The organism is Streptomyces sp. NPDC006326, assembly GCF_040612915.1.
Classification (GTDB): domain Bacteria; phylum Actinomycetota; class Actinomycetes; order Streptomycetales; family Streptomycetaceae; genus Streptomyces.
The window spans coordinates 94,766-113,298 of record NZ_JBEXRC010000014.1 but is presented as its reverse complement, the minus strand read 5'-3'; the positions used below and the strand labels follow the sequence as shown (position 1 = coordinate 113,298).

The following is an 18,533-nucleotide window of genomic DNA, read 5'->3' as shown; positions in this document are numbered from 1 at the left end:
GGTCAGACCGTCTCGACGACGAGGCGCTCGACCGCGGCGATGGCCTCGGGGACGGCGGCCGGGTTCTGGCCGCCGCCCTGGGCGACGTCCGGCTTGCCGCCACCGCCGCCGCCGAGGGTCTTGGCGGCCGTGCGGACCAGGTCGCCGGCCTTGAGACCGCGCTCACGGGCGGCCTCGTTGGTGGCGATCACGGTCAGCGGGCGGTCATTGGCCACGGTGAACAGGGCCACGACGGCAGGGCGGTCGCCCGGGATGCGGCCGCGGACGTCGAGGACGAGCTTGCGCAGGTCGTCGGCGCCGGTGCCGTCCGGCACCTGGCCGACGACGAGGGCGACGCCGTGGATGTCCTGGGCGTTCTCGGCGAGCCCGGCGGCGGCCTGGAGGACCTTCTCCGCGCGGAACTTCTCGATCTCCTTCTCGGCGTCCTTCAGCTTGCCGAGCATGGAGGCGATCTTCTCCGGCAGCTCCTCCGGACGGCCCTTGACCAGCTCCTGGAGCTGGGCGACCACCGTGTGCTCCTTGGCGAGGAAGTTGTACGCGTCCACGCCGACGAGGGCCTCGACGCGGCGCACGCCGGAGCCGATGGAGGACTCGCCGAGCAGCTTCACCAGACCCAGCTGGGAGGTGTTGCCCACGTGCGTGCCGCCGCACAGCTCCTTGGAGAAGTCGCCGATGGTGACGACGCGCACCCGCTCGCCGTACTTCTCGCCGAACTCGGCGATGGCGCCCTGCTTCTTCGCCTCGTCGATGCTCATGATCTCGGCGGTGACGTCGAGCTCGCGGGAGAGCACGTCGTTGATCTTCTGCTCGACGTCGGTGAGGACCGTGCCGGGGACGGCGTTCGGCGAGCCGAAGTCGAAGCGGAAGCGGCCGGGCGAGTTCTCGGAGCCGGCCTGGGCGGCCGTCGGGCCGAGCGCGTCGCGCAGCGCCTGGTGGGTCAGGTGCGTGGCCGAGTGGGCGCGGGCGATGGCGCGGCGGCGGTTGACGTCGATGGCGGCGTAGGCGGAGGCGCCCACGGTCACCTCGCCGACCTGCACGGAGCCCTTGTGCACGGAGACGCCGGGGACCGGCTGCTGCACGTCGCGGACGACGATGACGGCGCCGGAGTCGAGCTTGATCCGGCCCTGGTCGGCGAGCTGGCCGCCGCCCTCGGCGTAGAAGGGGGTGCGGTCGAGGACGACCTCGACGTCGTCGCCCTCCGAGGCGGCGGGCGCGGAGACGCCGTTGACCAGGAGGCCGACGATGGTGGACTCGCCCTGGTTGGTGGCGTAGCCGGTGAACTCGGTGGCCCCGGCGCTGTCGGCGATCTCGCGGTACGCGGAGACGTCGGCGTGCCCGGTCTTCTTGGCCTTGGCGTCGGCCTTGGCGCGGTCGCGCTGCTCCTGCATCAGGCGGCGGAAGCCGGGCTCGTCCACGGAGAGGCCCTGCTCGGCGGCCATCTCCAGGGTCAGGTCGATCGGGAAGCCCCAGGTGTCGTGGAGCAGGAACGCCTTGTCGCCGGAGAGGACCGTGCCGCCGGCGGCCTTGGTCTCGGTCACGGCGGTGTCGAGGATGTTGGTGCCGCCCTTGAGGGCCTTGAGGAAGGCGGCCTCTTCGGCGAGGGCGACGGTCTCGATGCGCTTGCGGTCGGTGACCAGCTCCGGGTACTGCTGCCCCATCGTGTCGATCACGACGTCGACGAGGTCCTGCACGACCGGGCCGGTGGCGCCCATCAGGCGCATGTTGCGGATGGCGCGGCGCATGATGCGGCGCAGCACGTAGCCGCGGCCCTCGTTGCCGGGGGTCACGCCGTCGCCGATCAGCATCACGGAGGTGCGGATGTGGTCGGCGACCACGCGCATGGAGACGTCGCTGTCCTTCGCGGCGCCGTAGCGCACGCCGGTCAGCTCCGTGGCCTTGTCCATGACCACGCGCAGGGTGTCGGTCTCGTACATGTTCTGCACGCCCTGCAGGATCATGGCGAGACGTTCGAGGCCGAGGCCGGTGTCGATGTTCTTCGACGGCAGGTCGCCGAGGATCGGGAAGTCCTCCTTCCCGTCGCCGGCGCCCCGCTCGTACTGCATGAAGACGAGGTTCCAGATCTCCACGTACCGCTCGTCGTTGACGGCGGGGCCGCCCTCGACGCCGAACTCCGGGCCGCGGTCGTAGTTGATCTCGGAGCAGGGGCCGCAGGGGCCGGGGACGCCCATGGACCAGAAGTTGTCCTTCTTGCCCAGGCGCTGGATGCGCTCGGCGGGGACGCCGATCTTCTCGCGCCAGATCTGCTCGGCCTCGTCGTCGTCGAGGTAGACGGTGATCCAGAGCTTCTCGGGCTCCAGGCCGTAGCCACCCTTGTCCTGGGGCGTGGTGAGCAGCTCCCAGGCGTAGCGGATGGCTCCTTCCTTGAAGTAGTCCCCGAAGGAGAAGTTGCCGCACATCTGGAAGAACGTGCCGTGGCGGGTGGTCTTGCCGACCTCTTCGATGTCCGGGGTACGGACGCACTTCTGCACGCTGGTGGCCCGCGGGGCGGGGGGCTTGGTCTCACCGAGGAAGTACGGCTTGAACGGGACCATGCCCGCATTGACCAGCAGCAGAGTCGGGTCGTCCGCGATGAGCGACGCCGAAGGGACGACGGTGTGACCGCGCTCCTCGAAGAAGCTCAGCCAGCGGCGGCGAATCTCAGCCGACTCCATCAGTGGTCCTCATTCCGGTTGTACGGGTTCGGTCGGGGGGTGGTTCGGGGGGTGGTCTTGCCGTTCGGGATGGCCTGCAGACGGCGCGGCCCGGGGAGGGCCGTAACGTTGTCGGGCCGGTCGGGATCGTGCTGCAGTCCCAGTGCGTCTTTCAGCTCGTCCTCGCGCTGCGACATTCCCGCCTTGACGTCGAGGGCGAAGTCCTTGAGGCGGTGGCCCGCCTCCAGCGCCTTGTCGGCGGCCTGCGCGGCGAGGCTCTCCGGTGTCAGCTTCTTCAGCTGCCGGTTGACCTTGGTGGTGGCCCACACGCCGGCGGCTGCGCCTGCGGTGAACCAGAAGGCTCGGCGGAACATCGGCGGTCTCAGCCCTTCTGTTTCCGGCGCCGGGCTGCCGGCACCGTACGGCCCACGATCACGGTGCGCCGGGACGCTCCGCGCGGTTCGTCCTCCGGCGTCCGGCCCAGCGCCTTGCGCACGCCGTAGCCGAAGGCGGCGACCTTGACCAGCGGGCCCCCGAAGGTGGAGGCCACGGTGGAGGACAGCGCGGAGGCGTTGGAGGTGACTTCCTGGACGTCGCTCGCGATGGCGTCGACCCGGTCGAGCTGGGTGCGCGCGGAGCGGACGGTCGTGGAGGCGTCCGCGAGGAGCGGGACGGCCTGCTCGGTCACGTCGGCCACGAGCTTGGTGGTCGCCTTGAGCACCTGGGCCAGCCTCACCAGCGCCACGGCCAGGAACGAGACCAGGATGGCCCAGAAGACGGCCACCAGGATCCCGGCCACCTCTCCACCGGACACGTTGCACCGCTTTCTGCCTGTTGGTCAGCACGTAGAAAAGTCGTTCTCCGACCCTATCGCGCCGGAGATCCACCGCCGTACCGGAATTCCGGGTCTCGTGGGACCGCCTTGTACGCAGCGCATCCGGAGCAGTACCCTCCGTGTCCCATGCGACAGAGGCCGATTCAACAGGGGACGCCCGGCAATCTTCCCTCGGAGCTGAGCGGCTTCGTCGGCCGGGGTGCCGAGCTCGCCGAGGTGGCGCGGCTGCTGGACTCCTCCCGGCTGGTCACGGTGACCGGCGTGGGCGGGGTGGGCAAGTCCCGGCTGGCGCTGGCGGCGGCCGGGATCGCGGCCGACACCGGGCAGGAACGCTACTGCGACGGCGTGTGGCTCGCCGAGCTGTCCTGCGTACGGGATCCGGCGCTCGTCGCCGTCACGCTCGCGGAGGCGCTGGGGCTGACCGACCACACCGCCCGCCCGCCCCGGACGGTCCTGGCCGAGCACCTGGCCGGGCGGCGGCTGCTGCTGGTGCTGGACGGCTTCGAGCACCTGGTCGACGAGACGGCCGAGCTGGTGCGCGAGCTGCTGCGCCGCTGCCCCGGCCTGCGGGTGCTGGCGGCGGGCCGGCGGCCGCTCGCCCTCGACGGGGAGCTGGCCCTCCCGCTGGCTCCGCCCGTGCCCGAGGAGGCGATGGCGCTGCTGGCACAGCGGGCGGCGGCCGCGGTCCCGGGTTTCGCCGTGACCGCGGCCAACCGGGCGGTGCTGGCCGAGCTGTGCGCCCGGCTCGACGGGATCCCCCTCGCCCTGGAGCTGGCGGCGGGCCGGCTGCGGGCGCTGTCCCCCGCCCAGGTGCTGGCCCGGCTGGAGGACCGGTTCGCGCTGCTGACCGGCGGGGCGCGCGGGGTGCTGCCCCGGCACCGGGCGCTGCGGACCGCGATCGGCTGGAGCCACGAGCTGTGCACGGCCCGGGAGCGGCTGCTGTGGGCGCGGCTGTCGGTCTTCGCCGGGCCGTTCGACCTGGACGCCGCCGAGTACGTGTGCGCGGGGCCGGACCTGCCGGTGGACTGCGTCCTCGACCTGGTGGACGAGCTGCTCGCCCAGTCGCTGCTGGTGCGGGAGGAGACCTCGGCCGGGGTGCGCTACCGGATGCTGGAGACCGTACGGATGTACGGGGCGGGCTGGCTGGAGTCGCTGGGCGACGCGGGGCGGCTGCGGCGGCGGCACCGGGACTGGTACCTGGGTCTGGCGACCTGGTGCGAGCTGGACTGGTTCAGCCCGCGCCAGGAGGAAGTGGCCGCGCTGGTGGAGGCGGCGCTGCCGAACCTGCGGCTGGCGCTGGAATGCTGCCTGGACGATCCGGAGGAGGCCCACCTCGGCCAGTACCTGGCGGGCACCCTCTGGTTCTTCTGGGCGGGCTGCGGCCGGCTCTCCGAGGGGCGGCACTGGCTGGACCGGTCGCTGGAGAACGCCCCGGTGCAGCCGGAGCACGCGGGCGCACGGCTGAAGGCGCTGTGGGTGCTGGGGTACGTGGCGGCCCTCCAGGGCGACCCGGTGGCCGCGATGAGCGCCCTGTACGAGTGCCGGGACGGGGCGGCGCAGACCGGCAACGCGGTGGCGGCGGCCTATGCGGTGCACCGGCTGGGGTGCCTGGCGCTGGTCTCGGACGACATGCCGCGGGCGGCCGAGCTGCTGGGGGCGGCGCTGGAGCGTTACCGGAAGGCCGGGGAGCTCAACAGCAACGTGCTGATGTGCCAGGTGGAGCTGGCGATGGCGCTGGCCTTCCAGGGGGAGGCGGCGGGCGCGCTCGCGCTGTGCGAGGAGGTCCGCGACATCTGCGAGGAGCGCGGCGAGCGCTGGACGAAGGCGTACGCGCTGTACGTGCTGGCGTACGCGGCCCTGGAGGCGGGGGGCACGGCCGAGGCGCGGCGGCTGCTCACCGAGTGCGTGACGATCAACCACGCCTTCCGGGACCTGGTGGGTCTGGTGCTGGCGCTGGAGCTGCTGGCCCTGGTCACGGCCCTGGAGGGGCACCCGGCGGAAGCGGCCGTGCTGCAGGGCGGCGCGGAGCCGATGTGGGACGGGGTGGGGCTGCAGCTGTTCGGCTCGGGGTACTTCAACGCCCCGCGGCTGAGGTGCCGGGAGCGGGCGGGCGAGCTGCTGGGCGCCGAGCGGTACGCCTCCTGCGCGGAGCACGGGCGGACGCTGCCGGCGCAGGCGCTGGTGGAGCGAGCCCTGCGGGGGCCCCTGGAAACGGGAAACCCGCCGGCTCCCCCGAGGGGGAACCGGCGGGCTGACCAGCCGGTGAGGCTACGGCCGCTGGATCAGCGGGCGTAGTACTCGACGACGAGCTGCTCGTCGCAGATGACCGGGATTTCCTTGCGGTTCGGCTCGCGGTCCAGGCGGAAGGCCAGGGCCTTCAGGTTGACCTGCAGGTAGCGCGGGGTCTCGCCCTCACCTGCGTAGCCACCCTCACGGGCGACCTGGAACGGGACCTTCTCGCGGCTGCGCTCGCGCACGGTGATGACGTCGTCCGGGCGGACACGGAACGACGGCTTGTCGACCTTGGCGCCGTTGACCTCGATGTGGCCGTGAACGACCATCTGGCGGGCCTGGTAGATGGTGCGGGCGATGCCCGAACGCAGGACCAGGGCGTCGAGACGACGCTCAAGCTCGACGACCAGCGCCTCGCCCGTCTTGCCCTCGGCCTTCTTGGCGCGGTCGTACGCGCGGGCCATCTGGCGCTCGGAGATGTCGTACTGAGCGCGCAGACGCTGCTTCTCCAGCAGACGGACCTTGTAGTCCGAGTTCTGCTTGCGGCCACGGCCGTGCTCGCCCGGCGGGTAGGGGCGGGCCTCGAAGTACTTGACGGCCTTCGGCGTCAGGGCGATGCCGAGGGCGCGAGACTTCTTGACCTTGGGTCGCTTCTGGTTCACGGGGAACCTACCTCCATGTAAGTTAGGTGAGGCTTACCTTATCGAGGAGGACGTAATGTCTCGACCACATGGGATCCCCCTGCCCAGTGCGCATCGCAGTTCGGATTCCAACGCAACGGAATCCGCTGACGACGACGATAAGCAAGGTCAGCCGCGTCCCAGGGAAGGCGTTCGGCAGCTCACCGGAGCCGAACGCGTACGAACCCTCGTAGAGTCCAACGCCTCAGTATCCCTCACGCTGCCGGGTGCTCGTGACCAGGGAGAGTGGGGGACAGGGATGCCGGCCGCTCGGACCGTCACCCCGGACGGGGACGTGATTCTCCTGGTGTCAGGGGAATCCGCGGCTGCCAGGGCAGCCGCTCACGCCCAGGACGCCGACCTCACCGCCGTGATCGAGATCACGGACGTGGCGCCGGTGTCCGTGCCCCATCGTATCCGAGGCCGCGCCTGGCTCACCGGCTGGCTGACGAGGGTGCGCGGGGCCGACCTCGCCGTCTATGGGGCGCTGCTCGGGCAGCGCCCGGGCCGGACCCTGCTGCGCCTGGAGGTCGGGGAGGTCTCGGTGGACGACCTGTGGGGTGCGGAGCAGGTGGATCCGGAGGCGCTGGGGGCGGCGGAGCCGGACCCGCTGGTCCACCACGAGACGGAGATCCTCCAGCACCTGGCGGCGGCGCACGCGGACCGGGTCGGGGACCTGACGGCCCTGCTGGGACGCCGCGAGAGCGCCGGCCTGAGCGCCGTCCCCCTGTCCCTGGACCGCCTGGGCCTGCGGATCCGCTTCACGGCGCCGGGCTCCGCCCCGTTCGACGCCCGCTTCGACTTCCCCGTGCCGGTGCGGGACGTCTGCGACCTCCGCCGGGCGATGCGCACCCTTTTCGCGGCGGCGGCGCTCCAGGAGGCCCCCGGGAGCGGGCGGATGTCGTGATCGCCGGACAGGGATGATCTCTCTGTGCCACCGTGATGTGCCGGGTGACGTCACCGCTACACGGAGGAGCACCATGGCTGTCCCGACCCCCGAGCAGAGCGCGGCCTTCGACTCCTTCAGGCGGGGGGACCACCTGGTCCTCCAAGCGGGCGCGGGCACGGGCAAGACCACGACGCTGGCCATGCTCGCGAAGGCCACGGGCGCCCGCGGCCGGTACCTCGCCTTCAACAAGTCCATCGCCGTCGACGCAGCCCGCAAGTTCCCCGGGAACGTGGAGTGCAGGACCGCCCACTCCCTCGCCTTCGGCGCCGTGGGCCGGCGCTACGCCGCCCGGCTGAACGCCCCGAGGGTGCCCGGATGGAAGACCGGCGCGTTACTCGGCATCGCGGCCCACATGCGCGTGCGGATCGGCGAGCGCAACGTCACCAACAAGGCGCTGTCGTACACGGTGCTGCGGACCGTCACCCGCTTCTGCCAGTCCGCGGACGACACCATCAGGCGCCACCACGTCCCGCGGCTGCGCGGCATCGAGGCCGAGCACCTGCACGCCCAGCTGGTCGACGTCGTGCTGCCCTACGCGGTCAGGGCCTGGGAGGACCTGCAGAACCCGGAGGAAGGCGCGGTCCGGTTCGACCACGACCACTATCTGAAGATCTGGGCCCTGACGGAACCGGTCATCCCGGCCGACTTCCTGCTGCTGGACGAGGCGCAGGACACCAACCCGGTGGTGGAGAAGGTCTTCACGGCGCAACGCGACCACGCCCAGCTGGTGATGGTCGGCGACTCGGCCCAGGCCATCTACGGATGGCGCGGCGCCCGGGACGTGATGAGCGACTTCGACGGCACGCAGCTCGTCCTGTCCCGGTCCTTCCGCTTCGGCTCGGCACTCGCCGAGGAGGCCAACCGGTGGCTGCACCTGGCCGCCTCGCCGATCCGGCTGACCGGCACCCCGGCCATCGACACCCGGCTGGAGCACGTGGAGCGGCCGGAGGCCATCCTGTGCCGGTCCAACGTCGGCGCCATGCTCGACGTCATGCGGCTGCTGGAACAGGGCCGCAAGGTCGCCCTCGTCGGCGGCGGCGAGGCGCTGAGCGCGCTGGCCCGCGCCGCCCGCGACCTCAAGGCCGGCAAGCGCAGTACGCACCCCGAGCTGATCCTCTTCGATTCCTGGGGCGAGCTCCAGGAGTACGCCGAGTACGACCCCTCCGGCCGGGACCTGCTGCCGCTCGTCGACCTGGTGGACGAACACGGCGTCGAGGCCGTCCTGGCCGCGGTGGAACGGCTCTCCTCCGAGGAGGGCGCCGAGATCGTGGTCTCCACCGCCCACAAGGCCAAGGGCCGCGAATGGGCCTCGGTCCGCATCGGCGAGGACTTCACCGAGCCGGTGGACCCCGAGGAGACCGACGAGAACGGGGACCCGCTGCCCGGCGAGATCGACGATGCCGAGGCACGGCTCGCCTACGTCGCCGTCACCCGCGCACGCCTGCGGCTGGACATCGGCGGCCTCGGCTGGATCAACCGGCGCCCCGAGGCCCGACCGGGCGCAGCGGCCCGACCGGTCGCCCCGGGCCGTCCGACCGCCGGGGCGCCCGCCCGGCCGGCTCCCGGGCCCGGCGACCCCTGGGAGGCGCTGGGCCCCGCTCCGCGGTGACGGCACCCGGGCCGCGACCGCGCCCGGGCGACCGGCGGTCGGTCAGGTTCCGCGGAGGCGTTCGCGGATCTTCTCCACCACGTCCGCGTACCGAGCCTCCGCCCCGTACCGGGTCGGTTCGTAGTACCGCTTGCCCTGGACCTCGTCCGGGGCGTACTGCTGCGCGGCGATACCTCCCGGCACGTCGTGCGGGTACACGTACCCCACGGCGTGGCCCAGCTTCGCCGCCCCCTTGTAGTGCCCGTCCCGCAGATGGGCCGGGACCGCCCCGGCCAGGCCCGCGCGGACGTCCGCCAGGGCCGCGCCGATCGCGGTGGTCGCGGTGTTCGACTTCGGTGCCAGCGCCAGGGCGATCGTCGCGTGCGAGAGGGTCAGGGCGGCCTCCGGGAAGCCGATCATCGCCACTGCCTGGGCCGCGGCCACCGCGATCGGCAGGGCGGTCGGGTCCGCCAGGCCGATGTCCTCGCTCGCCGAGATCATCAGGCGCCGCGCGATGAACCGCGGGTCCTCCCCCGCCTCGATCATCCGGGCCAGGTAGTGCAGCGCCGCGTCCACGTCCGAGCCCCGGATCGACTTGATCAGGGCGCTCGCCACGTCGTAGTGCTGGTCGCCGTCGCGGTCGTACTTCACCGCCGCCCGGTCGACCGTCTCCTCCAGGGTCTGGAGGGTGATCTCCGCGTCCCCCTTGGCGATCGCGGCTCCGGCCGCGGCCTCCAGCGCGGTCAGGGCCCGCCGCGCGTCGCCGCCGGCGATCCGCAGCAGGTGCGCCTCCGCGTCCGCGGGCAGGGAGACGGCCCCGCCGAGCCCCCGCTCCTCCGCCAGGGCCCGCCGCAGCAGCCCGCTGAGGTCCTCGTCCGTCAGCGGCTCCAGCGTCAGCAGCAGCGACCGCGACAGCAGGGGGGAGATGATCGAGAAGTACGGGTTCTCGGTGGTGGCCGCGATCAGCGTCACCCAGCGGTTCTCCACGGCGGGCAGCAGGGAGTCCTGCTGGGCCTTGCTGAAGCGGTGGATCTCGTCGAGGAAGAGGACGGTCTCCTTGCCGTAGCCGCCGGCCGCCCGCTTGGCGCCCTCGATGACGGCGCGGACCTCCTTGACGCCGGCCGTGATGGCGGACAGCTCCACGAACCGCTTCTGCGTCGCCTGGCTCACCACGTACGCCAGGGTGGTCTTCCCGATGCCCGGCGGGCCCCACAGGATCACCGACGAGGCGCCTGCCGGGCCGCCCGCCCCCTCCCCGACCAGCCGCCGCAGCGGCGAGCCGGGCTTCAGCAGGTGCTGCTGGCCGACGACCTCGTCCAGGGTGCGCGGGCGCATGCGGACGGCGAGCGGGGAGCTCGTCGGATCCTTCTCCCGGCGGTCTTCGGCAGCGGCGGTGAACAGGTCTGGTTCCACACAGGAAGCCTATGCGAGCCCACTGACAGCGCCCCCCGCGATCGGGAGGCCCCGGTCAGGAGGTCCAGAAGTCCCACCAGCGGGTCAGGATCAGCATCCCGATGACCCCGACGTGCAGCACGGGCAGCACCCACGGGAATTCGTCGAGGAAGGCGCGCAGCCAGCCCGGGGCGGGCAGCAGCCGCTCGCGCACGTTGTGCGCGGTGACGTACCAGAACATGAAGATCGTGGCCACCCAGGCCCCGCAGCACCACAGGCACAGGGAGTTGATGGTGTAGAGCGACTGGTAGGTCAGCCAGGCGCAGAACACGACGCCGAAGAGGGTGCCGGCGTTGAAGGTCAGCCAGTACCAGCGCCGGAAGCGGGCCCCGGCGAGCAGGCTCATGCCGACGCAGATCACGATCCCGTACGCGACGAGCCCCAGCATGGGGTTGGGGAAGCCGAAGACGGCCGCCTGGTCGCTCTTCATGATGTTGCCGCAGGAGACGATCGGGTTGAGGCTGCAGCCCGGCGTGAAGTTCGGGTCCTCCAGCAGCTTGAACTTGTCGATCGTGATCACCCAGGCCGCCAGCAGACCCGCGGCGCCCGTGATCACCAGCAGCAGCGCCAGTCCCCTGCTGCCCCCGACCGTCCGCGGGGCGGTGTCTGCGTCCGTACCTCGTGTCGTCATACCGCCCGCTCCACATCTGCAAGGTCATCAAGCACCGGCCATTGTGCCGTACGAAGCCGTCCGTCCACCGTTCGACGGACATAAGGAGGGGCCGGACAGCGGAAGCGGGGCCGGGGCAGTGTGCCCCGGCCCCGCTTGCGCGTGGACGGCTCAGGCCAGCTTGGCCAGGAGCACCTCGACGACCTCCGCCAGGGCCACCGGCTCCTGCTCACCGGACTCCATGTCCTTCAGCTGGACGACGCCCTCGGCCAGGTCCCGGTCCCCCGCGACCAGCGCGAAGCGCGCCCCCGACCGGTTGGCGTCCTTCATCGCGCCCTTGAGGCCCTTGCCCCCGTACGAGATGTCCGCCGCGATCCCGACCCGCCGCAGCTCCGTGACCAGGGCGAACAGCGTGGGCTTCGCCTCGCCGAGCGCCACCGCGAACACCGACGTCGCCGGCGGGATGTCCAGGTCGACACCCTCCGCCTCCAGCGCCAGCACGGTGCGGTCGACGCCGAGCGCCCAGCCCACCGACGGGAGCGCCGGTCCGCCGATCATCTCGGACAGGCCGTCGTAGCGGCCGCCGCCGCCGACCGCGGACTGCGAGCCCAGACCGTCGTGGACGAACTCGAAGGTGGTCCGGGTGTAGTAGTCGAGCCCGCGGACCAGCTTCTCGTCGTCCTCGAAGGCGACGCCGGCCGCCGTGATCAGCGCCCGCACCTGCTCGTGGTACGCCTTGCACGCGTCGCACAGGTAGTCGCGCAGCACAGGGGCGCCGACGAGCTGCTTCTGCACCTCGTCCCGCTTGTCGTCGAGGACGCGCAGCGGGTTGATCTCGGCCCGGCGCACGGTCTCCGCGTCCAGGTCCAGCCCGCGCAGGAACGACTGCAGCGCCTCCCGGTACACCGGGCGGCACTCCTTGTCGCCGAGCGAGTTCAGCAGGATCCGGAAGTTGCGCAGGCCGAGCGAGCGGTACGCCTGGTCGGCCAGGATGATCAGCTCGGCGTCCAGGGCCGGGTCCTCGGCGCCGATCGCCTCGGCGCCGACCTGCGAGAAGTGCCTGTAGCGGCCCTTCTGCGGACGCTCGTAGCGGTAGTACGAGCCCGAGTACCAGAGCTTCACCGGCAGGCCGCCGGCCTTGTGCAGGTTCGCCTCCAGGGCCGCGCGCAGCACGGAGGCGGTGCCCTCGGGGCGCAGCGCCAGGTTGGCCCCGCCCTTCGTGGTGAGGGTGTACATCTCCTTGGTCACGATGTCGGTGGACTCGCCGACACCGCGGGCGAACAGGTCGACGTCCTCGAAGCCCGGCGTCTCGACGTACCCGTACCCGGACAGGCGCAGCGGGCCGGAGATGGCGTCGCGGACGGCCAGGTACTTCGCCGAGTACGGCGGGATGAGGTCGTACGTGCCCTTGGGGGCCTTGAAGGTGCTCACGGAAGTCTCGTCACATTCCTCGTCGTGGAGCGGGCGCGGCACCCCTGGGGTCCGCTCCCAGGCCGGCGGCGACCTCCCGCAGGTACGGGTTGGTCGCGCGCTCGCGGCCGATGGTGGTCTGGGGACCGTGGCCGGACAGCACCACGGTCGAGTCGTCGAGCGGCAGGCACACGCGGCCCAGCGATTCGAGCATCTCGGTGTGGGAGCCGCCGGGCAGGTCGGTGCGTCCGATGGAGCCGGCGAAGAGCAGGTCGCCGGAGAAGAAGACGGACGGGATGTCCGCGGCCTCCGGCGTCCGGAAGGTCACCGACCCCTTGGTATGGCCGGGCGCGTGCGCGACCGTGAAGTCCAGACCGGCGAGCTTCAGCCCCGCGCCGTCCGTCAGCTCACGGACGTCGTCCGGCTCGCCGACGGTCAGTTCGCCCATCAGCGGCATTCCGATCGAGCGGCCGAGGGCCTTCTCCGGGTCGCTCATCATGTAGCGGTCCTCGGGGTGGATCCAGGCCGGTACGTCGTGCGCTCCGCACACCGGGACCACCGAGGCCACATGGTCGATGTGGCCGTGGGTCAGGACGACCGCGACGGGCTTGAGCCGGTGCTTCTTCAGCGTCTCCTCGACACCCTGGGTGGCCTGGTGGCCCGGGTCGATGATGACGCACTCCTCGCCGGCGGCGGGGGCGACCACGTAGCAGTTGGTCCCCCAGGCTCCGGCGGGGAATCCGGCAATCAGCACGTTCGTCCTCAATCGTCGTCCGGCGGGAGCTGCGGCAGCGCTTCCGGATCGGAATGCTGCTGCTCAGAGCCTACCGGCGCGGCTCGTTACACAGCGAACCCATATACGGTACGGCCTAACCGAGCCCGGACAGCGGTGCCAGACACGTACAAGGAGACGACCCGGTGGTCACGAGCGATCAGCGGCGGCGACAGCTCGCCAGGGAGAAGTACGAGCGCCAGCAGAAGCGCAGGGCGGAGGCCCGGCGCAAGGCGCGGCAGCGGGCGGCGGTGATCGGCGCCGCGGTGGCCGTCGTGGTCGCGACGCTGGTCGGCCTGGTCGTGGGCGGTGTCTTCGACAAGGACAAGAAGGACGAGGCGGCGGACCCGTCGGCGAACCCGTCGGCCTCGCCGACGCCCCAGCAGTCCCCGGCCCCCGCGATGGCGATCGACCAGAAGGCGAAGTACACCTTCGACCTGAAGACCAGCGCGGGCGAGGTCAAGGTCGAGATGGACGCGGCGAAGACGCCGGAGACCGTGAACTCGTTCAAGGCGCTGGCGGACAAGGGCTTCTTCGACAAGACGAAGTGCCACCGCCTGACGACCTCGGGGATCTTCGTGCTCCAGTGCGGCGACCCGCAGGGCACCGGCATGGGCGGCCCCGGCTACACCATCGCGGACGAGAACCTCGACTCGCTGGGCAAGCCGAACGAGCAGGGTCAGGTGGTCTACCCGGCGGGCACGGTGGCGATGGCCAACACGGGCCAGCCGCACAGCGGCGGCAGCCAGTTCTTCCTGGTCTACAAGGACAGCCCGCTGGCTCCGTCCTACACGCCCTTCGGCAAGATCGACGCGGCGGGCCTGAAGGCGCTGGAGGAGGTCGCGAAGGCGGGGACGGCCGACGGCGGCCAGGACGGGGCCCCGAAGACCCCCGTGACCATCGAGAAGGCCACCGTCACGCAGAACTGACGGTTCCGGTTGCGGGGCCCGGCCGGCGTCCCTCCCGTACGGCGATATTCCGTCGTGCTGGATGCGGACAGCCGGCCCGGCGGTCGCCTATGTTGGCGTTGTGCAGGGCGGGCGCTGCCCGCCCCAGGAAACTGTGGACGATGCCCAGGGGGTGAACCCCTCGCAGGCATCAGGTGGAGGAGGCGCTGTGAGCAGCGACCCGTGGGGCCGCGTCGACGAGACGGGCACCGTGTACGTGCGTACTGCCGAGGGCGAGAAGGTCGTCGGCTCTTGGCAGGCGGGCACCCCTGAGGAGGCCCTGGCCTACTTCGAGCGCAAGTACGAGGGCCTGGTGGTCGAGATCGGCCTCCTCGAACGGCGGGTGCGGACCACCGACCTGTCCGCCAAGGACGCGCAGACGGCGATCGACCACCTGCGCGCCCAGGTGGAGGAGCACCACGCGGTGGGCGACCTCGACGCCCTGCGCGTGCGGCTGGACAAGCTCGTCGCGACCGTGGAGTCGCGGCGCGAGGAGCGCAAGGTCCAGAAGGCCAAGCAGACGGACGAGGCCCGTGCGGCCAAGGACGCGCTGGTGGCCGAGGCCGAGCAGCTGGCGCAGAGCGACCAGTGGCGCAGCGCCGGCGAGCGGCTGCGCGCCCTGGTGGACATCTGGAAGGGGCTGCCGCGGCTCGACCGCAAGTCGGACGACGAGCTGTGGCACCGCTTCTCGCACGCCCGCTCCGCCTTCTCCAAGCGCCGCAAGGCGCACTTCGCCTCGCTGGACGCGCAGCGCGAGGACGCGCGCAAGGTCAAGGAGAAGCTGGTCGCGGAGGCCGAGTCGCTGTCGAAGTCGACGGACTGGGGTCCGACGGCCGCCCGCTACCGCGAGCTGATGGCGGACTGGAAGGCCGCGGGCCGGGCGCAGCGCGAGGCCGAGGACGACCTGTGGAACCGCTTCCGCGGGGCGCAGGACGTCTTCTTCGCGGCGCGCGGCGAGGTGTTCGCCGAGCGCGACGCCGAGCAGGTGGAGAACCTGAAGCTGAAGGAGGAGCTGGCCGAGGAGGCCGAGAAGCTGCTTCCGGTGACGGACCTGAAGGCGGCCCGGGCCGCGTTCCGCTCCATCAACGAGCGCTGGGAGGCCATCGGCCACGTACCGCGCGACGCCCGCCCCAAGGTCGAGGGCCGGATGCACGCGGTGGAGCGGGCCATCCAGGAGGCCGAGGAGGGCGAGTGGCGCCGTACGAACCCGGAGGCGCGGGCCCGTGCGGCCGGTCTGACCGGTCAGCTCCAGGCGGCGGTCGACAAGCTGCGTGAGCAGATCGACGCGGCCCGTGCGGCGGGGAACAACGCGAAGGCCGACAAGCTGGCCCGCGAGCTGGAGGGCCGTCAGGCGCTCCTGGACCAGGCGCTGAAGGGCCTGGAGGAGTTCGGCGGCTGATCACCGGCCCGCCGGTGCGCGAAGCCGACGGCCCCGGTACGGATGTCCGTACCGGGGCCGTTCGCGTCGGCGGGACCGTTCGCCCGCGTGCAGCCGCTCACAGGGCGCGGCTGCCGTCCTCCAGGAGGTCGAGGGCGTGTTCGAGCACCGCGCAGGCCTCGACGTGGTTCCCGGACTCCTGGAGGAGGGCGGCCAGGCGGCGGCACACCTGCACGGCCTCCGGTCCGTAGAAGCGGTGCGCCTGCTGGAAGGCTTCCTCCAGGACCTCGATGGCCTCCCGGGTCTGCCCGGTCTCCTGGAGGATGTCGGACAGTTCCAGCTGCACGGCCAGCAGGTCGCCCTCGCCGTCGTGCACCCGCTCCTGCAGGGCGAGGCGCAGGACGGGCAGCGCGTCCCCGCTGCGCCCCGCCGCCCGCAGCGAGCGGGCCAGCCCGATTCCCGCGACGACCATGGCGGAGCGCACGTCGGCGGCCAGGACGGGGCCGGCGGGGGCGCCGCGCACGGCGCGGGCGCGGTTGCGCACGAGCCGGAGCCGGCCCATGCCCCGTTCCTGGGCGCTCTGCGGGAGCGGCCTGTTCTTGCTGCGCAGCCTGGCCTCCATGGTGCGGCACAGGGTGTCCAGGTCGATCAGCTCGGGCCCGTCGTGGATCCCGTCGCGCAGGATCCTGAGCAGTTCTCCGGTGAACGCGGTGTGCCGCTCGCCGTCCGGGGCGAGGGCCACGCGGTCGCGCGGCGAGGCGGTGAGGACGTACGCGCCCTCGACGGCCGCCTGCGCGGCGAACGCCTCCGGCGTGCCGGCGAGCGTACGGGCGGCACGGCCGCTGAAGCAGCAGTCGAGTACGACCACCTTGCGCCGGGCCCCGGAGTCACGCAGTGCGGACCGCAGGTGCTGGTAGGCGACGGCGGTGTAGCCGACGTGCTCGCGGGAGCCCTGGAGGGCCAGGTAGAGGTCGGCGGTCTCCGCGTCCCGCATGCCGTGTCCGGCGAAGTACACCAGCAGCGTGTCGACGGCCTCCTCCCCCGCCCGGCCCACGGGGTCGAGGAGCTCGGCGGGGTGCTGCGGGTCCAGCACGGTCGTGCAGTGCTGTTCGGGCAGTCCCCAGACGGTCGCGTCGCACAGTTCCGCGGCCAGGTCCTTGACGTTGGCCTCGACCGCCGGGAGCGCGGCGAGGTGGCGGTACCCGGCGGTGCCGATGAGGACGGCGCGCGAGGCCCCGGGGTCAGGAAGCCCCGTCATCGTCCCCGTCCCGCGGCTGTTGCGGCTCCAGCGCGGCGACGATCCGGCGCAGCACCTCGGGGTCCTCGGCCGCGTCACCGGTGAGCCGGACCTCGTAGCCGGCGCGGGTGACGGTGAGGGCGGGCGCCCGGCGGCGCGAGGCCTGCCACTGGAGCACCGAGAAGACCAGCGAGGCGGCCGACAGCCCGGAGCCCACGGCGAGTTGGAGGACGTCGAACCCCGGGCTGCCCATGGGTGTCGCGGGCGGGGCCGGGTCCGGCGCGGAGGGGGGCGGCGGGCCGTCGCTCCCGATCACGGCGCGCACGTCGCGGCCGAGGGCCTCGTCCTCCTTCAGCCAGCGCAGCAGTGACCGCAGCTCGGCCTCCGGCCCGTCCCCCGGTCTGACCGGGTCCACCCGTAACGCGTACTCGGGCATCAGATCCGTTCCTCTCCTGTCCCGTTTCCGATGTGCGTGCTCACCCGGGCGAACAGCTCCAGCGCCGCGGCGGGCTCCCCGAGCCGGGCCTGGCACACAGCCTGCCAGTACTGGCAGGCGAGGGTCGTCGGATGGCTCGCACCCAGCGATTCGTGGCAGTACGGCGTGACGCCGGCCAGGAGTTGGGCCGCCTGCCGGAACTCTCCGCGCTGCACCAGTACGACGGCCTCCCGCTGCCGGGACAGCGCGGTGCGCTCGGTCATCCGGCTGTGCACGAGGCGGCGGGTCGGATCGCTCAGGCTGAGCTGGCTCGGGGCCTCGGCGGCCTCGCCGTCCGCGACGTCGACGTCCTGCCAGTCGAAGGCGGGAACCGGCTCGGGTGGCGCGGCCTGCCACACCCCGGAGTCCTCCACGGCCCGGCGGCCGGGGTGCCGCACGCGCTCCGTGTCCCGGGGCGGCTCCTCCTGGTGGTGCTGGAGGAGCTCGACGACCTGCTGTTCTCCGCCGGCCGCCCAGGGCCTCAGCGTCGCGGCCGCCTCGGCCGCGTTCAGCGGCCGGCCCCGGGGGTCGACGGCGCAGAGGGAGTCCACCGCCCACAGCAGGCCGTCGGGCAGCGGGAGCCGGTGCTCCCTGAGCGAGGGGACTCCCTTGGCGGCCTTGAGCACCAGGACGCCGAAGTCCATGGGCCTGCTGCCGAACGGCGGACTCCCGGTCAGCATGAAGTGCAGGCAGGCGCCGACGCTGTAGAGGTCGGTGGCTCCCGAGGGCGCCACCCCGTGGATGCGTTCCGGGGCCATGTACTGCGCCGTGCCCACCAGCTTGCCGCCGGCCGTGGTGATCCGGGGTTCCTCCGCCACCACGGCGAGGCCGAAGTCGTAGAGCACCACGCGGCCGTCCCGGCCGATGCGCACGTTGCCGGGCTTCACGTCGCGGTGCAGGACCCCGCTCCGGTGCGCCGCTTCCAGGGCCCCGAGCATCTCGACGGCGATCCGGCACGCCGCCGCCACGGGCAGCGGGCTCCCGCCGGCCAGGGCCGAGAGGTCGATGCCGTCGAGCAGCTCCATCACCAGGTAGGGCGTTCCGCTGTCCCGGTCGACCCCGGAGTCGTAGATGCCCACGACCCCGGGGTGGCGGATCCGCGCGAGTGCGATGGCCTCGGAGACGAACCGCCGCAGCGTCTCCTGCGAGGGGCTCGTCCCGAAGGCCGAGAGGATCTTCACCGCGACGGGGCGCCGCAGTCGGGTGTCCTCCGCGGCGAACACCACGCCCATGCCGCCGCGGCCCAGGACTCTCGACGGACGGTAGCGCTCGGCGAGTTTCGCGGGGAACACGTCGGTACCTGCCACGTGCTCCCCC

Annotated in this window: 16 protein-coding genes; 5 read left to right on the top strand and 11 right to left on the bottom strand. The window is 72.3% G+C overall.

What is annotated here, in order from left to right; all coding sequences use genetic code 11:
- Positions 1-2: 2 nt before the first annotated feature.
- The 3 genes from alaS to ABZ128_RS14275 are packed head-to-tail and all read right to left on the bottom strand — an operon-like array spanning position 3 to position 3,465.
- Positions 3-2,672 (bottom strand): alanine--tRNA ligase, encoded by a 2,670-nt coding sequence (gene alaS / locus ABZ128_RS14285; RefSeq protein WP_356848394.1) that lies wholly within the window; start codon positions 2,670-2,672, stop codon positions 3-5.
- A complete protein-coding gene (locus ABZ128_RS14280; RefSeq protein WP_356848393.1) occupies positions 2,672-3,025 on the bottom strand; it encodes a DUF6167 family protein in 354 nt (117 codons plus the stop codon). The genes alaS and ABZ128_RS14280 overlap by 1 nt, the downstream gene beginning before the upstream one ends.
- Before the next feature lie 8 nt (positions 3,026-3,033).
- The gene (locus ABZ128_RS14275) at positions 3,034-3,465 is read right to left on the bottom strand and encodes a DUF948 domain-containing protein (RefSeq protein WP_356848392.1); all 432 of its coding nucleotides are present in this window, start codon (positions 3,463-3,465) and stop codon (positions 3,034-3,036) included.
- Positions 3,466-3,612: 147 nt separating this feature from the next.
- On the opposite strand from ABZ128_RS14275, the gene ABZ128_RS14270 reads away from it, so the two are divergent.
- On the top strand, positions 3,613-5,781 hold the full coding sequence (locus ABZ128_RS14270) for an AAA family ATPase (protein WP_356848390.1): 2,169 nt from the start codon (positions 3,613-3,615) through the stop codon (positions 5,779-5,781).
- Here the strand turns inward: ABZ128_RS14270 and rpsD are convergent.
- Positions 5,769-6,380, bottom strand: coding sequence for a 30S ribosomal protein S4 (gene rpsD, locus ABZ128_RS14265; protein WP_356848389.1), 612 nt, complete (start codon positions 6,378-6,380; stop codon positions 5,769-5,771). The two genes, ABZ128_RS14270 and rpsD, sit on opposite strands and share 13 nt — an antisense overlap.
- A 325-nt stretch (positions 6,381-6,705) precedes the next feature.
- Between rpsD and ABZ128_RS14260 the strand changes: the two genes are divergently transcribed.
- Together ABZ128_RS14260 and ABZ128_RS14255 are read left to right on the top strand one after the other, a co-directional pair.
- Positions 6,706-7,305, top strand: coding sequence for a DUF2470 domain-containing protein (locus tag ABZ128_RS14260; protein WP_356848388.1), 600 nt, complete (start codon positions 6,706-6,708; stop codon positions 7,303-7,305).
- Between the two features lie 73 nt (positions 7,306-7,378).
- Entirely contained in the window at positions 7,379-8,956 is a 1,578-nt protein-coding gene (locus ABZ128_RS14255; protein ID WP_356848387.1) for a UvrD-helicase domain-containing protein, read from the top strand.
- Positions 8,957-8,998: 42 nt separating this feature from the next.
- Here ABZ128_RS14255 and ABZ128_RS14250 read toward each other — a convergent pair whose 3' ends face one another.
- From ABZ128_RS14250 to ABZ128_RS14235, 4 genes are all read right to left on the bottom strand, one after another.
- Positions 8,999-10,348, bottom strand: coding sequence for a replication-associated recombination protein A (locus ABZ128_RS14250; RefSeq protein WP_356848386.1), 1,350 nt, complete (start codon positions 10,346-10,348; stop codon positions 8,999-9,001).
- Positions 10,349-10,403: 55 nt separating this feature from the next.
- On the bottom strand, positions 10,404-11,018 hold the full coding sequence (locus ABZ128_RS14245; RefSeq protein ID WP_356848385.1) for a vitamin K epoxide reductase family protein: 615 nt from the start codon (positions 11,016-11,018) through the stop codon (positions 10,404-10,406).
- Positions 11,019-11,168: 150 nt separating this feature from the next.
- A complete protein-coding gene (hisS, locus tag ABZ128_RS14240; RefSeq protein WP_356848383.1) occupies positions 11,169-12,428 on the bottom strand; it encodes a histidine--tRNA ligase in 1,260 nt (419 codons plus the stop codon).
- 10 nt (positions 12,429-12,438) lie between these two features.
- The gene (locus ABZ128_RS14235; RefSeq protein WP_356848382.1) at positions 12,439-13,161 is read right to left on the bottom strand and encodes an MBL fold metallo-hydrolase; all 723 of its coding nucleotides are present in this window, start codon (positions 13,159-13,161) and stop codon (positions 12,439-12,441) included.
- 164 nt (positions 13,162-13,325) lie between these two features.
- On the opposite strand from ABZ128_RS14235, the gene ABZ128_RS14230 reads away from it, so the two are divergent.
- Together ABZ128_RS14230 and ABZ128_RS14225 are read left to right on the top strand one after the other, a co-directional pair.
- Positions 13,326-14,108 carry a peptidylprolyl isomerase gene (locus ABZ128_RS14230; RefSeq protein WP_356848380.1) on the top strand — a complete coding sequence of 261 codons (783 nt, stop codon included), beginning with the start codon at positions 13,326-13,328 and terminating at the stop codon, positions 14,106-14,108.
- A gap of 187 nt (positions 14,109-14,295) precedes the next feature.
- Positions 14,296-15,525: a DUF349 domain-containing protein gene (locus ABZ128_RS14225; RefSeq protein WP_356848379.1), complete on the top strand. Its 1,230-nt coding sequence runs from the start codon at positions 14,296-14,298 to the stop codon at positions 15,523-15,525.
- A 97-nt stretch (positions 15,526-15,622) separates the two neighbouring features.
- Here ABZ128_RS14225 and ABZ128_RS14220 read toward each other — a convergent pair whose 3' ends face one another.
- From ABZ128_RS14220 to ABZ128_RS14210, 3 genes are read right to left on the bottom strand one after another with little or no spacing between them, the layout of a single operon-like run.
- Complete coding sequence (locus ABZ128_RS14220; RefSeq protein WP_356848377.1) at positions 15,623-16,762, bottom strand: caspase family protein; 1,140 nt, start codon at positions 16,760-16,762, stop codon at positions 15,623-15,625.
- The gene (locus tag ABZ128_RS14215) at positions 16,746-17,177 is read right to left on the bottom strand and encodes a hypothetical protein (protein ID WP_356848375.1); all 432 of its coding nucleotides are present in this window, start codon (positions 17,175-17,177) and stop codon (positions 16,746-16,748) included. The genes ABZ128_RS14220 and ABZ128_RS14215 overlap by 17 nt, the downstream gene beginning before the upstream one ends.
- Positions 17,177-18,523: a serine/threonine-protein kinase gene (locus tag ABZ128_RS14210; protein WP_356848374.1), complete on the bottom strand. Its 1,347-nt coding sequence runs from the start codon at positions 18,521-18,523 to the stop codon at positions 17,177-17,179. Before ABZ128_RS14210 ends, ABZ128_RS14215 begins: the two co-directional genes overlap by 1 nt.
- Positions 18,524-18,533 lie beyond the last annotated feature (10 nt).